Origin of the sequence: Paenibacillus motobuensis (genome assembly GCF_039521865.1) — a bacterium.
GTDB lineage: Bacteria > Bacillota > Bacilli > Paenibacillales > Paenibacillaceae > Fontibacillus > Fontibacillus motobuensis.
Window position 1 is genome coordinate 431,432 of the sequence record NZ_BAAACX010000008.1, and the last position, 15,667, is coordinate 447,098.

Annotated in this window: 6 protein-coding genes; all 6 read left to right on the top strand. The window is 55.0% G+C overall.

Features of this window, described 5'->3' with window-relative positions:
• Positions 1-14: 14 nt before the first annotated feature.
• Genes ABD014_RS10065 through ABD014_RS10090 form a run of 6 tightly spaced genes read left to right on the top strand, consistent with a single transcriptional unit; the run spans position 15 to position 15,649 of the window.
• A complete protein-coding gene (locus ABD014_RS10065) occupies positions 15-10,253 on the top strand; it encodes an amino acid adenylation domain-containing protein (protein ID WP_343860477.1) in 10,239 nt (3,412 codons plus the stop codon).
• An 18-nt stretch (positions 10,254-10,271) separates the two neighbouring features.
• Entirely contained in the window at positions 10,272-12,323 is a 2,052-nt protein-coding gene (locus tag ABD014_RS10070; protein WP_343860479.1) for a condensation domain-containing protein, read from the top strand.
• A gap of 19 nt (positions 12,324-12,342) precedes the next feature.
• Entirely contained in the window at positions 12,343-12,582 is a 240-nt protein-coding gene (locus ABD014_RS10075) for an acyl carrier protein (protein WP_343860698.1), read from the top strand.
• Positions 12,566-13,528 (top strand): thiamine pyrophosphate-dependent dehydrogenase E1 component subunit alpha, encoded by a 963-nt coding sequence (locus tag ABD014_RS10080; RefSeq protein ID WP_343860481.1) that lies wholly within the window; start codon positions 12,566-12,568, stop codon positions 13,526-13,528. Before ABD014_RS10075 ends, ABD014_RS10080 begins: the two co-directional genes overlap by 17 nt.
• Positions 13,500-14,546 carry an alpha-ketoacid dehydrogenase subunit beta gene (locus ABD014_RS10085; RefSeq protein WP_343860483.1) on the top strand — a complete coding sequence of 349 codons (1,047 nt, stop codon included), beginning with the start codon at positions 13,500-13,502 and terminating at the stop codon, positions 14,544-14,546. Before ABD014_RS10080 ends, ABD014_RS10085 begins: the two co-directional genes overlap by 29 nt.
• Positions 14,543-15,649, top strand: a complete 1,107-nt coding sequence (locus tag ABD014_RS10090) for a 2-oxo acid dehydrogenase subunit E2 (RefSeq protein ID WP_343860485.1) — start codon at positions 14,543-14,545, stop codon at positions 15,647-15,649. Before ABD014_RS10085 ends, ABD014_RS10090 begins: the two co-directional genes overlap by 4 nt.
• Positions 15,650-15,667 lie beyond the last annotated feature (18 nt).

Sequence of the window (15,667 nt, forward strand, 5' to 3'; positions counted from 1 at the left end):
CCGGGAGGAAACCCATGAACAAAGGAAATGTCGCGGATATATACGGTTTATCCGCCATGCAGGAAGGGATGCTGTTTCACAGTCTGAAAAGTGAAGGCGCCGGGATGTATATGGAGCAATTCTCTTGCACCTTGAGCGGACAGCTTGAGGTTGAACGCTTCTGGCAAGCCTGGCAGAAGGTGATTGATTGCCATCCAGCGCTGCGCACCGCTTTTATGTGGGAAGGGTTAAAGAAGCCGGTTCAAGTTGTGCTGAAAGCATGCGAATGCCGTTATGTCCAATATGACTGGAGAGGCATGGGCGCGGCGGAGCGGGATGAAGCTTATCTGAAGTGGCTGGAACGGGACCGGATGCTCGGATTTGCGCTTGAGGAAGCTCCTTTAATGCGGTTTGCGCTTATTCAAATTTCCGAGGACCGCTATTATTTCGTTTGGAGCTTTCACCATATCGTTATGGACGGCTGGTCGCTGCCGCTGGTGCTCGGGCAAATGCTGGAGCATTACCGCGCTCTGATGACGGGAGAGCCGATTGGGGAGAAGCCGGGAAGGTCGTTCAAGGATTATATCGCCTGGGTGAACAGGCAGGATGCGGCGGCTACCGCCCGCTATTGGAAGAAGGCGCTTGACGGATTCGAAGAGCCGCTGGCCTGGACTAACGAACCGGCGGAAGAGACGGCTGGAGAAACAGCGAAATATTCAGTGCGTCTTTCCGGGGAATTGCTGGATAACATCGAGGCGACGGCCAAGGCAAACGGAATCACCCCGTTTCAGATCTATAATTTGGCTTTTGCGCTATTGCTTGGAAAATATTGTGGCAAAAGTGATGTGGTGTACGGCACGACCGTTTCGGGAAGACCGATGGAAATCCGCGGAATTGCCGAGGCGGTCGGACTGTTCATTAATACCGTTCCGGTGCGGGTTCGGCTCCAGGACCAACTGCCGCTGCTTGCCTGTCTGGAGGAATTGAGAGAGGCGCAGGCGAGCCGCGCCGGGCACGAGTATATGTCATTGGCCGAGATCAGCGCCGCTGCAGGGATGCCGCAGTTGTTTCAAAGCATTTTCGTCTACGAAAATTATGCCAATGCCGAAGCCTACAAAAATGTGGCCGAGTTTTCCATTACCGACCTGCATTTAAGGGAAGAGATCAATTATCCGCTGGCCTGGGTGGTCAGACCGGATGACGGAATTGTCATTGAGACCGTGTATAACACCGCTTATTTCAGCGAAACGCTCATTCGGCAATTTCAAAAAAGTTATCTCACTCTGCTGCATAAGATTGTCCATGACATAACTCAACCGGTCTGTGAGGTGGGCCTGCTTTCGGCGGAGGCTGACGCTGCTTCAGACAACGGAAAGCCGGTTGCCTCTGTGCTGAATTTTCATCCGGACGGGAAAAGAGAAGTTCCCCGCGGCTGGGAGCGTGTCCTTGTCGTCGATTGTTACGGTCATCCGCTTCCGGACGGGTTTGAGGGGGCGGTTACACTTCCCGCCGAAGGCGGAAAAGATACGGGATATGTCGGCCGTATGGAACCGGATGGGACACTTGTCCTTAACGAAACGCGATGCACAGCCATGCCGATTGAGGGAATCAGCCGCAATTTGACCGGGCTGGAGCAAGCGCTGCGGGCGCGGGAACTCGTAGGGGATGTAAAAATGGTCCGCAGAACCAATATGGAAGGCGAGCCGAAACTGGTCGTTTATTATACCGAGCGGGCAGGCGGCGGAACTACTCAAGCCGCTTCTTACGAAGAGCGCGCGGCGGCCGCAGAAGCGGCGCTGGCTGCGGAGCTAAGCGTGCTGCTCGGCATCAGCAGCCAAGCTTGCGCGGCGGTTGCCGAATTCGTGCATGTATCGGCCATCCCCTATGATGCAGACGGCACGGTCAATATGAGGCAACTGCTGAAGCTGGCGGTTGTAAACGACCATCTCGTTGACAGATGGAACGGTCTGGTCCGCGAAAGCGGGGGCCAGGCGTCGCGAACGGCGTTTCCGCCCGTTATCGTCCGGCAGGAAGCGAAACCAAGCCGTGATAAGGTCCATATTGCTGATCTTTCGGACCGTCATTGTTTTATTCAAGGGACACAGTCCGGCGCGGCGGCCAGAACCGAAGTTCCGGAGCGCCGCCGGGAGAGCGAAAGCGGGACGGAATGGTCGCTGATTGCCGGAGAGGACGTACTTCTTCCCGAAGATACCGTATTCGATCTCGGTTACTATTTGAAACGGGCGGCCATCGCGTCTGAGGATCGGGGCATCCGCTTTATTCACTATGACGGCAGTGATACATTCTCTTCCTACCGGCAGCTGTACCGGGAAGCGACAGCGGTGTGCTCCGGTCTGATCGAACGCGGATTAAAGCCCGGTGACAAAGTGATTTATCAGATGGACGACAATCGCAACTATGTAAATACATTCTGGGCGTGCATGCTCGGCGGATTTATCGGAATTCCGGTTACGGTTGCCGCTGTCTATCATGAGGATAACGCGGCAGTCCGCAAGCTGTATAACGCCTGGAGCATGCTGGAACGGCCGGTCATTGTCGCCGATGCCGCGCTGGCTGCCGCCATCCGCGGCATTCCCGGCATGCTTCAGCAGCAGGGAGAATTCACCGTGTATACGGCCGAAGAACTCGCGGACAGCCGGGAACGGGAAATTTCCTATGTGGTCCAGCCGGATGATCTGGCGCTGCTGCTGCTTACTTCCGGCAGCACTGGTATGCCGAAAGCGGTGATGCAGACGCACCGCAACATTTTATACCGTACGATCGCCGCTTGCCAAAGCAACGGTTTTGGTCCCGAAGAGGTCACTTTCAACTGGATGCCGATGGACCATGTCGGTGGAACCGTGATGTGCAACGTGCGGGATGTTTATCTTGGCAGCCAGGAAATTTTGGCTCCGGTCAATTATATTCTGGAAGCGCCGCTTCGTTGGCTCAGACTGATGAGTCGGTACAAGGTCACGAATACGTGGGCGCCCAATTTCGCCTACAATCTGATCAACAGCCTGGAGCGTGAGGTCCAGCAGCTTGATATTGATCTGTCCGCGCTGAAGGTTATCACGAACGGGGGCGAAGTCGTTGTCGCCAAGGTGGCTTTGAAGTTCAATGAAATCCTGGCGCCGTTCCATTTGCGCAAGTCTGCCATGCGTCCTTGCTTCGGAATGTCGGAGACCTGTTCGGGCATCATCTATTCGCTCGATATCGGTAAAGGATTGCTGAAGCCGGAAGATACGCAGGTATCGGTAGGTTATCCGCTTGGCGGCCATCAGGTGCGGATTGTAAATGCGCAGAATGAACTGCTGCCGCTGAACACGGAAGGGCGGTTTCAGATTAAGGGGCTGGCCGTTACGCCGGGCTATTACAACAATCCGCAAGCGAACGCCGAGGCTTTCACCAGCGACGGATGGTTTGATACTGGCGATTTAGGGCTGATTTCGGAACGCGGGCTGACTATTACCGGCAGGGCCAAGGACATTCTCATTATTAACGGTGTCAATTACAACAACTCGGAAATTGAAGCCGTGCTTGAGGAGATTGACGGCGTGGAGGTGTCGTATACGGCTGCGGTAACCGTGAAACCGGGCGGAGCTCGGGAGGAGCAATTGGCTGTGTTCTTCCATCCGTCTTCGATGGAGACTGTGCGGCTGCGCAAAATTGTCAAAGAAATGCAGCGGATAATCGTCTCCAAAATCGGCATTGTGATCGAGTACATTGTTCCGCTGGCCAAGAAGGATATTCCGAAAACGGGCATTGGCAAAATCCAGCGCATCCTGCTGAGAGATGCGCTGCTTCGCGGCCAATATGATCCGGTGCTGAAGCAGATGGACCTCATCCGCGATAAAAACGCCTTGAACCCGTGGGTGTTCAAGAAAGTGTGGAAGCCGCTTCATTTCAAATCCGGCAAGGCGGCGGGCGCGGAGCTTGCGGGCAACTGTCTCGTCTTTGCCGATAACGCCGGTTTGGCGGAAGCATTGCTGAAGCGCATGGGACTGAATGCAGGCCGCGTCATTGCCGTCAGGCATAGCCCGCAATTTGCAGCGGAGAGCCGCTATCATGTCGGCTGTGATTATACCAGCGCTGAGGGCTGCGCCGAACTGTTCCGTTATTTGCATGAACTGGATTGGAAGGCCGGACATATCGTTTACTTGCCCACTTACGGCCTGAACGGAGACGGAACGGAGGGCGTAGCGGAGGCGGATCGGCTGGGCGTGTACTCGCTGCTTCAGCTTGTGCGGACGATGGCCGAACAAGAATGGAGCGGGGATACGGCGCTGTATGTTGCCAGCTCGAATGTGTTCCAGGGCGCAAGCGGTTTGGAGCCGCATTATGTGAACGCCTCTTTGGGCGGGTTCATGGCGGCTCTCCGCTCCGAGGATACCGGCTTGCGCTGCTTGCTTATAGATCTGGAGGGAGAGCAGGCGGACCGGGACGCGGCTCTGCTGTATGAAGAAATCAGACACAGCGAGACGGATGCAGGCGAAGTCGGATACCGCAGCGGCCGGCGTCTGGCATGGAAGCTTAAGCCTGTGCCGCTGAAGAAGCATGACACAAAGGCGCAAATAAAACAGGGCGGACGTTATATCGTGACCGGCGGTCTAGGGGGGATCGGGGCCGGAGTCTGCCGTACTCTGATCGAGCGCTATGAAGCAAAGCTGTTTATTCTCGGAAGAAGCGCGACTCCTCATCCGGCGGAGGACGGGGAGCGGGCGGAGAACTTCCGCAGACTGCGGGAACTGGACGCTTCCGTCCGTTACGGGCAGGTTGACATTTGCGATTCGCAGGCGCTGGCCGCAGCGGTTCGGGAGTACGAGCAGGCAGAGGGTTATGAAATTGATGGCATTCTTCATTTGGCCGGCAATTCAAGCTATGAGGAGCATCTGGACCGCCGTGATGTTTACCTGATCGCAGCCGGGAACAGGCAAGCCTTTGAAGATGAATATAAAGCCAAGGTATACGGGACGCTGAATTTGTTCCGGCTGCTGACCGAGAGACGGCATGCCGCCTTGATTGCCTTCTCCTCGGTGACATCGTTTCTGGGGGGTGCGACGTTCAGCGCTTATGCGGCGGGCAACAGCTTCCTGGAGATGTTCTGCCAATATGCGGCTGAACGGCTCGGTTATGCGGTCCAATGCATATCCTGGACGATGTGGAACAACGTCGGAATGACGGCGGGCAATTTGCATTCCCTCCATATTCTCAGCGAATCCATCGGTCAGCATGTCCTTTCTCCAAAGGACGGAATTTTGTTTTTTGAAGCTCTGCTGCATTTGAACGACAGCGCCGTTTATGTCGGCATTGATGAATATAATGCCCATATGGCTGATCGAATTGACGAGAAAGCTTATGCCAAAGCCTGCCTCACCGCTTATCTGGAGGAGGGGGCGAGCGAACGGCCGTATTTGGAACAGGCGAGGTTGCTGGATGATTTCGGAACGGGTCTCACGCTGAAGCTAGTCACGGTAAATGCGGAAGGCGAAGCGGTTGAGAGCGAAGAAAAGCATTTGTTCATAGAAGCATCGTCCGAGAACGAAAGAAAGATTCGCGCTATTTGGTCCGAAGTGCTGGAGAACGATGTTATTGGGATGAACGACAACTTTTTCGAGCTTGGCGGACATTCCCTGAAAGCGACGCAAGTGGTCTCCCGGATCAAGAAAACCTATGCGATCGAGTTTGCAATCAATGATTTGTTTTATCATCCTACAATCCGCGAATTGGCCAAGGTGGTAGAGGAACGGCTTCATGCCGATCTGCGGCGCGGAGAGGAACAGGCCGTAATCAAGCCGACGCGGGAAGAGAAGCGGCGTGGCGTACCGGTCTCTTATGCTCAGCAGCGGCTGTGGTTCCTGAGACAATACGACGAGGACAGCGCCTTTTACAACATTCTGGAGGCCGTTGAGCTGGAAGGCCGGCTGGACACGGCTTGTCTCGGCCGTGCTGTTGCCGAGCTGGTAAAGCGTCATGAAGGATTGCGGACCGCTTTTGCCTATGTAAACGGACAGGTGGTCCAGGTGCTGCGCGAGGCGGAACCCGTGCCCGTGCCGGTGGTAGACCGAATGGACACCTTGCCGGAAGACAGGGAAACCGTCATTGCCGAGTTGGCGGAGGTTGAGGTGAATCAGGCGTTTGATTTTGCGAACGGACCGCTGCTTCGCTGCAAATTGATTCAATTCGCCGAAGATGAGCATACCATTCTGCTGACTATGCATCATATTATTTCGGACGGCTGGTCGATGGGTGTATTTGTGCGGGAGTTTGTTCAGCTTTACGAGGCGTTTGTTCATAAACGGCCGGTCCGGTTGCCCGAAATAGACTGGCAGTATGCCGATTATACGAAATGGCAGCGGAGCTGGTTCACTGGTGAGGTCAAGGAGAAGCAGCTGGCCTACTGGAAAGACAAGCTGCAAAATTTGACCACGCTCGATATTCCTTCGGACTACAGCCGTCCGGCCGTGCAGACATTTAACGGCGAGAAACAATTTTTGGTCTTTAAGCGGCCCATTATGGACCGGGTGAAGGCCTTGGCGGAAACGACGGGCGTCACGCCGTTCATGATTTATTTGGCTGCCGTCAATGTGCTGTTCGCCAGATATACCGGGCAGGATGATATTGCCATCGGAACGCCGATTGCCAACCGGACGCGCAAGGAAACGGAGCATACGGTCGGATTCTTCGTCAACACTTTGGTGCTGCGGAATGATTTGTCGGGCGATCTTACTTTCCTGGAGCTTTTAAAGCGGGTAAAGGCGGGAGCGCTGGAAGCTTACGATGCGCAGGATATGCCGTTTGAAATGCTGGTGGACGAGCTTGAGGTGGAACGTGATCTGAGCCGGAATCCGCTGTTCCAGGTGATGTTTGCGCTCCAGAATGAGGAGCTGCCCGAGTTCAAGCTGCCCAATCTGCGCATTGCCCGGATGGAAATGGACAATAAAGCGGCGATGTTCGATTTCTGGATTTCCATGCGCGAGCTTGAAGACGGCATTCATGTATTATGCGAATACAATACGGACATTTACAAGCGGGAGACCGCCCTGAGAATGATGCGTCATCTGGAGAATGTGATCGAGCGCTTGACCGCCGATCCTTACCAGAAGATCAAACAATTCCCGTTCATGGACAAGGATGAAATCAACGAGATCCTGTACGGGAAAAATGCGACGGGACGCTCGTTTGAAGCCGCGTTGTTCGTGCACGAACTGTTTGAACGGCAGGCCCGGCTTACTCCGGACGCGCCGGCGCTGAAATACGGGCGGACAGAGCTGACTTACCGCGAGCTGAACGAGCGGGTCAACCGGGTTGCCCATTATTTGATCGCGCAGGGAATCGGACAAGAAAGCTTTGTCGGAGTTTATGCGGAACGGTCGATTGAGATGATTGTGGCCGTGTACGGCATTCTGAAGGCCGGGGCCGCTTATGTGCCCATTGACCCGGCTTATCCGGACGACCGGGTGAATTATATGCTTGAGGATTCCGGCGTGCGGTTGGTGCTGCATTGCGCCGATGAAACGGAGGCGTTGCGGAATGTGCAGGCGATAGATATGAGAAGCCAGGCTTTTGCAGCATTCAGCGCGTCTGATCCCGGAGTGAAGGTCAGGGAGGACAACGCGGTCTACATGATCTATACATCCGGCTCCACGGGCAAGCCCAAGGGAACCATTAACGTGCATGCCGGGTTGCGGAACCGCATTTTGTGGGGGCAGGCGCAGTATCGCATGCAGCCGGAAGACCGGCAATTGCAGAAAACGCCGTTCTGCTTCGACGTTTCCTGCAGCGAAATCTTTTGGGCACTTACCGTGGGCGCTTGTCTGGTACTGGCGAAACCGGAAGGACATAAGGATGTTGATTACTTAATTGATGTCATCAAGGACGAGGGGATTACGTTCTGCCACTTTGTTCCTTCTATTTTAAAGCTGTTTCTGGACAATCCGCGAGTGCGTGAAGTGCAAAGCCTGAAAAAGGTATTCTGCAGCGGCGAGGCTCTGCCTTACCTGCTGCAAGAGCAATTTTTCCGGACGTTGAACGCGGAAATGCACAATCTGTACGGGCCGACTGAAGCTGCGGTCGAAGTTTCGCATTATCCTTGCGGCGGGAAACTGGACAAGGATATCGTCCCGATCGGCAAGCCGATCGCCAACGTGCAGTTGTATGTGCTGGACGAATTTATGAATCCCGTGCCTTATCATGTGAGCGGAGAACTGTATATCGCTGGCGTCAACCTGGCCCGGGGTTACCACAACCGGGATGATTTGACCCGCGACAAATTTATTGGGAACCCGTTCAGCAAATTTGCGAAGGACCGGATGTACAAGACGGGCGATGTGGTCAAGCTGCTGCCGGACGGCAATATTCAGTTTATCGGGCGGGCCGACAATCAGGTCAAAATCCGGGGGCTTCGCATTGAGCTGGGAGAGATCGAAAAGGTTATCCAGTCCCATCCTTCGGTCAAGGACAATGCGGTTATTGCCAGGGACAGCGGCGGCGATGTCCGCCTGGTATCCTATCTCGTCCGCGACGAGACGTACCGGAAGGAGGAAACCGAGGAAGACAGCAAGGAACAGGTTACGCAGTGGGAATCGGTTTTTGACCACGCCTACACGAAGGAAGAGGAAATCCAGGACTATCGTCTTAACACGGTCAGTTGGAACAGCAGCTACACGGGCGAGAAGATTCCCGAACGGGAAATGGAGGAGTGGCTGGCGGATTCGGTGGATATCATCCGCAATCTGAAGCCGAAGAAGGTGCTGGAGGTTGGCTGCGGAACCGGAATGGTCTTGTTCCAGATCGCGCCTTTATGCGAGGAATATGTCGGTGTGGATTTATCGCGCACCGCCCTGGAGTACGTGCGCGCCAATCTCGATGAGACGATGAACGTCCGGTTGTACCAGAGGGCTGCAGATGCATTGGGAGAATTGCAGGACGAGAGCTTTGACACGATTATTCTGAATTCGGTCATTCAATATTTTCCGAGCGGGGAGTATCTGGACCGCGTGCTGGACCGGCTTCTCGGCATGCTGGCCGAAGGCGGAAATCTCTATCTCGGCGATGTGCGTTCCCTGCCGCTGCTGAAAAGCTACCACACGTCGGTTGAGTTGCACAAGGCCGATGATGCACTGACGGTGGCGGAGCTGCGGGACCGCATCAAGGGAGCCGTCGCGTCGGAGAATGAACTGCTGGTCGATTCCAAATATTTCTTGAGCCTGAAGGAATCCCAGGAGCGGGTGCGCCATGTGGCCATCCTGCCCAAACGCGCCCGTTTCGGCAACGAGATGAGCAAGTTCAGGTATCAGGTTGTCATTGGCACGAAGGAAGCTGCGTTCCTCCGGCCAGACGCGACGCTTGATTGGTCCGGTCCGGGGTCTGCCGAAGCACTGGAGCGATTGCTGGAGGAGGGAGCGGAAGATGTCGTGTGGATTCGCGACCTTCCGCTGGACAAGCTGGAACGCGAGAACCGGGCGGAGGCTCTGCTCGGCGGTGATGCTGCGCCGGTTGCTACCGTGGGTGAGCTGAGGGCGGAGCTTGAAGCAGGGGGAGCGCATGCGCCGGATTTGTATGAGCTGTTGAACAGAGGCGCGGACAGCCGTTATCTTGTGCGCGCTTTGTGGAATGGCCATGCGGAGAACGGAGCCTGCCAACTGCTGCTGCTGCGCAAAGAGAAGTTTGGCGCGCATGCGGAAGCCTATGCCTATGAACTTCCAAGCCGGCTCCGCTTCAGCGGGGACAAAAGCATTTACTTCACCCGTCCGCTGGAGTGGAAATACAACCAGGAGTACATTCCTTCGATCCGGGAGTATACCAAGCGCTTTTTGCAGGATTATATGATCCCTTCCTTCTTCGTGGTGCTGGAGGAAATGCCGCTGCTGCCCAACGGCAAGCTGAACCTGAAGGCTCTGCCGGAACCGGAGCATGCCAGAAGAACCGTTCTGACCGAATATGCGGAAGCCACGAACGACAGGGAGAAGAAGGTCAAAAAAATTTGGGAGTTCATTCTGAACAGTGAAAATATCGGCGTAAACGACAACTTTTTCGATATCGGCGGCCACTCGCTGCTTGTGCTTCAGGTGTATTACAAGATCAAGGAGCAGTTCGATACGGAGCTGACGGTTGTGGATATGTTTAAATACCCGACCATCCGCAGCTTATGCGAGTTTCTGGAGAATACGGCTGCACGGGCGGATGAAGCGGCCGTCGGCGAGCAGATGAAGACGAATAAGGAAGCGATGAAAGCGAACCGGAAACGTCTCAAGGAAATAATTAAAAAGTAATCGGCAAGGAGCGGCTGAATGAAGAACAAAAAGGATATGATCAAAGCTTTATCAAGGGAACAGCTTGCAGCGCTGTTGACCAAGACCAGGGAGAACAAGAAAAACGAAATCGTTCGGGCGGACCGTTCCTCTTCCTCGTTCAGCCAGTCGTACGCCCAGCAAAGACAATGGTTTATGGAACAGCTTATGAGCGGCGGGGCAGCTAACGTGCCGCAATCCTATCTGTTGAAAGGCGAGGTCAGGCCGGAGCTGCTGGAGGCGGCGCTGAATGCGATTGTCGAGCGGCATGAAAGTTTGCGTACGGTATTCAATACCATCGACTATGTACCGTCTCAGATCATCAAGCCCTATGAGCCCTTCAAGGTGGAAGTGATTTGCTTGGAAGAGGGGGACAGGGAAGAGCGGATGGTCAAGGTGCGGGAAATCAACCGCGAGTTCGCGAACCGCCCGTTTGATTTGACGGTGGGACCGTTATGGCGTTTCTGCATGATGAGGCTGTCCGCGGAGGAGACGGTTCTTACGTTGTCCCTCCACCATATGGTTTGCGACGGCTGGTCCTTCGGCGTCATCATGCGGGAGCTCGCGCAGACTTACGCGGCCTTGCTCAACGGGGAGGCGGCTCTTCCGCCTCTCCCGGTGCAGTATGCCGATTATTCCGAATGGCAGCGGCGTAAAATCGAAAGCGGCGAGCTGGACAATCAACTGGCGTATTGGAGCGGGAAGCTTAGGAATGCACCGCCGTCCATCCGGCTGCCTTTCGATTATAAGCGGAGCGGGGCGCAGACCTACCGGGGACGCACAGAGTATTTTACGCTTGACGGCGATACCGCGAAAGCCGTTCATGAGGTTGGCCTGCGTCTTAAAGGGTCCGCTTATCATCTGATGCTGTCCGTTCTGAGCCTCCTGCTGCATCATTGCAGCCTGGACGAGACGATCTGCATCGGTACCCCTGTCGCTAACCGGAACAGGATGGAACTGGAGTCCTTGATCGGGCTTTTCATCAATACCGTTGTCATACAAAGCCGTTTCGAGGCGGGGATGACCTTCGCTGAACTGTTCGCTCAAGTCCGGGATGACTGCAGGGAGGCGTTCAACCATGCCGAGATCCCCTTTGAGAAAGTGGTTGCAGAGCTTGGTGTGGAGCGGCAGGCGCGCCAGTCCCCGGTATTTCAGGTGCTGTATGTGCAGACGGAAGAATCCATGCTCAATATCCGCATGCCGGGCATTGAAGCGGAGGCCATTCCGGTATCGACCGACACCGCCCAATTTGACCTGTCCCTGTATGCAACCATGATGAAAAACGGAATTACCGCGGGTTTCGAATACAACACCGACCTGTTCAGCCGGAATACGATAACGGGCTGGATTGAAGATTTTAAAATATTGCTTCGATTGGCGGTGAATGATCCGCAGCAGCCGATTGAACGCCTGCTTGCCGCCGTATCGCGCAAAAAGTTTCCGCTTACCGTAGTCTCTTCCTTTGAGTCGGGACCGATAGCGGAATCCATCGAGTTTTGGCTGGACCGGCTTTCTATTCGCGCGAAGCTGCAATTTGCGCCTTACAGCCAGGTGTTCCAGCAGTTGATTGACGAGGACGGCCTGCTTGGGAGAAGCCGCGAAGGCATCGGACTTATTATGCTTCGTCTGGAGGACTGGATGCAGGGAACGGGTGCTGGAGAAGAGGGCGTGGAGGTGGCGTTGACGGAGAATACGCGCAGCTTCATTCAATACGTCAAGAGCTTTGCTGGCAGGCCTTCCTCCCGTTTGCTGCTGCTGTTGTGTCCCTCTTCGGATAAGGTGGACGGGAACCGAGCGCTGAAGCATCTTATCGGCCGGCTGGAGGAGCGGATAGCCGCTGCTTTGGCCGGAAGCCGCAATGTTGAGCTTCTGCGCGGCGAGGACATTATCCGAAAATACGGGCTTGAACATTACAATGACGGGCTGGGAGACGAGGAAAGCCATGTGCCTTATCTGCGGGAATTTTTCGCAGCGATGGGAACGGAAACGGTGCTGCATCTGTTTCACCGGGGAACGGGAGCGCCGGTGCGGCCAAGCGTAACAAACGGATGAAAGGGGACAAGGATTGAATATGCAATTAAAAGACCTCGTAGCCGGAATTCTGAACATCGAGCATCAGGATATACATGAAGGCTTGTCGCCGCAAGTGTATCCGGGATGGACCAGTATGAAACATATCCAATTGATTGCCGCCATCGAGGAAACGTACAAGGTGAAGTTTACCGTGAGGGAAATGAAAGGTTTAAAGAATTATGCCGCTTTCATTTCCGCATTAAAAAGCAGAGGAATAGGGGATGAAGTGCTTGCATGAGACGGTTGCGGAAGAGAAGCGGTTAACCGCAGGCGTAAGCGACGGGGACCTGGAAACGCTGCTGCTGATCCGCCATTACGAGCTGACGGTACTGGAGCTGTTTGCGTGTGGCGAGATCAAGGGAACGACGCATACATGTATCGGGCAAGAGTACATTCCGGTTGCGCTGAATCCGTTCATTCGGGCGGATGATTTCGTCGTCAGCAATCATCGCGGGCATGGGCATTATCTGGCCAGATACAGGGATGAGGGCGATGTGGAAGGCCTGCTTGCAGAGGTGATGGGCAAGTCGGAAGCGGTGTGTCAAGGAGTAGGCGGCAGCCAGCATATTTACCGGGACCAGTTCCTGTCAACGGGAATTCAAGGGGAAGGAATCGCGGTGGGCGCAGGCATCGCCTGGAGTCACAAATTTAGAAACCGCAGCGATATTGTGTTCGTGTATATCGGCGAAGGCACGTTCGGCAGAGGCTGTGTATACGAAAGTCTGAATTTCGCCGGTATTTGGCACTTGCCTATGGTGATTGTGGTGGAGAATAACGGCATCGCCTTGTCGACATCCCCGCACGACAGCATGTCCGGTACGATTGAAGGCCGGGTGCGGGGATTCGGGCTTGACTATCTCCGCGTGGAAAGCCGGCATATTCCTGCCATCCGCGAGCTTGTCGGCGAACCGGTGAAGCGGGTGCGCACGGAATCCAGACCGCTTGTTATTGAATTTATAACCGATAGGGTCGCCTCTCACAGCAAGGGGGATGATACCCGCGATTCCGCCGAGCTGGAGCGGGTAAAGCGGCAGGACTGGCACAGCCGGATGACGGCCGAGGATTGCGAGCGGTTCGAGAGGCTGGAGCAGCGCGCCGTCCAGCGGATGCGTGCCATAAGGGAGCTTGTTGCAAGCCGGAAGGAGGCCGTATGGGATGAACACGAAGAGCGAGCGGTTGAATGAGAATCTCCGAAATGCCCTCCATCGGCTGATGACTGAGGACGATGCGGTAATCGTAATGGGAGAAGACGTGCCGGAGCCGTATGGAGGGGCGTTCAAAATTACAAAAGGGTTATCGGATTCATTCCCGGGGAGGGTGATCGGAACGCCGATCAGCGAGGAAGGATTTGTCAATATGGCGGCCGGGATGGCCATCATGGGACTGAGGCCGATTGTCGATATGATGTTCTCGGACTTTGCCGCGCTTGCCTTCGACCCCTTGTTGAACTTCGCTTCGAAATCGGTCGCCATGTACGGTAAAAGACTTGATATTCCTATGATTGTCCGCTGCGCGAACGGCGGGTATCGCGGATATGGGGCTACGCACAGCCAGAGCATGCAGAAATACTTTATCGGCATTCCTCATTTGAGCGTGTATGAGATGTCGCCTTTTCACGATAACTACTCGGTGTTCAAACGGATGCTTGAGGAAAAGAACCCGTGTGTCTTCTTTGAAGAGAAGACGGCTTATGCCCAATGGAGGTACATAAACGGGGAAATTGATGATTTGTTCGGTTATTCCTACAGGGGAGCGGACGGGAACTGGGCGGTCGCAGCCATTGAACAGGAGGCGGTTGCCGATGTGGTCATCATTTGTCCGGGCGGTATGGCTTCAATATGTCTGGCGGCAGCCGAAAAGCTGATTATGGAAGAGGAAATCGAGGTAAAGCTGTGCGTGCCGTCCAAGCTGTATCCGTGCCGCACCGAGGATATCGCGGGCGAAGCCGCAGCCGCAGGCAAAGTGCTAATTGTGGAAGAGGGGACAAGCGGGGGCAGCTGGGGAGAAGGAATCGCGGTTCAATTGTATTCCCGGCTAAACCGTGATTGGGGAGGTGCCGTTGAGCTTCTCTGTTCCCGCGACACTGTTATTCCGGCCGCTGTCCATCATGAACGGCGGATGCTCGTAAGCGAAAGGGATATTTATGAACGCGCGCTGAGACTGGCGCGCCAAGATACAGCCGTTACGGGAGGGAGAATATGATTACGGTAGTTGTTCCCCGAATGAATGCAAATGACGAAAGCTGTACGATCCAGCAGTTCCACTGTCTGAACGGGCAGGCGGTCCGCTCCGGCGATCTGCTTGCAACCGTGGAGACTTCCAAAGCGACCATCGATATCGAAAGCGAGGCCGACGGTTATTTCCTTGCGCTCGTCCGGGAGTCGGCGGATGTGCGGATCGGCGACAATATCGCCTGTCTGTTTGAAACGTTGGAGGAATTGCATGCCTTTCGCGAAACGGCGGCAGGGGCTCCCGCCCGGCATGATTCGGCAGGGTACAAGCTGTCCCATCAGGCCCGGGATTTCGCGGAGCTGCACCGCTTCTCGCCGGAAGAGCTGCGCTCTTTAAACAAAAAGCTGATCAAGCTGGACGATCTGGAAGAACTGCTCAGGCGGAAAGGGGAGAAACAGGCAGAGCGCATTGCTTTAAGCAAAAATCAAAAGCAGGTGTCCCGCACAGTTACGGCCTCCTATGCTACCATCCCGCGGGCATTTCTGTTGATGAAGGTGTATTGCGATGACATGCTGCGGGAATTGCAGCTCCTTGGCGAGAAGCTGGAGGAATTTGTCGGGTTCGGGGAAGTACTGCCGGTTATGCTTGTCCCGCTGCTGGAAGAATTTCCGTTTATGTTCGGAAGCTTTCAGAAAGATGAGAGCTTCCTTCCCGCTGTCAAAGTCAATGTCGGAGTGACGGTTGATGCAGGCGCCGGGCTGTATATTCCGGTTCTTAAGCATGCCGATCTGCTCCGGGTGGAGCGCGCGGTTGAAGCTATGACGGAATACAAGTTCAAGGCGCTGCGCAACAGCTTTGAAGAAGCGGATTTGCTGGATGGCGTTATTACGGTAAGTCTTAATACAAATCCCGATGTGGTTGGCGTGCTGCCGATCATCGTTCCGGGGCAGACGGCAATGATCTCCGTCGGCGCGGTCATGAAAGAATTGGTTCTCGCAGACGGCGCCGTTGCCGAGCGGCGTTATATCCATCTTGGTCTTGCCTACGATCATCGTGTCGTCAACGGGCATTACGCGGTTCGCTTTTTAACCCGGATCAAAGAGAAGATGGAGCAATTTCGCGCCGCACTGTGAGAGGGTATGGCAGGAGCA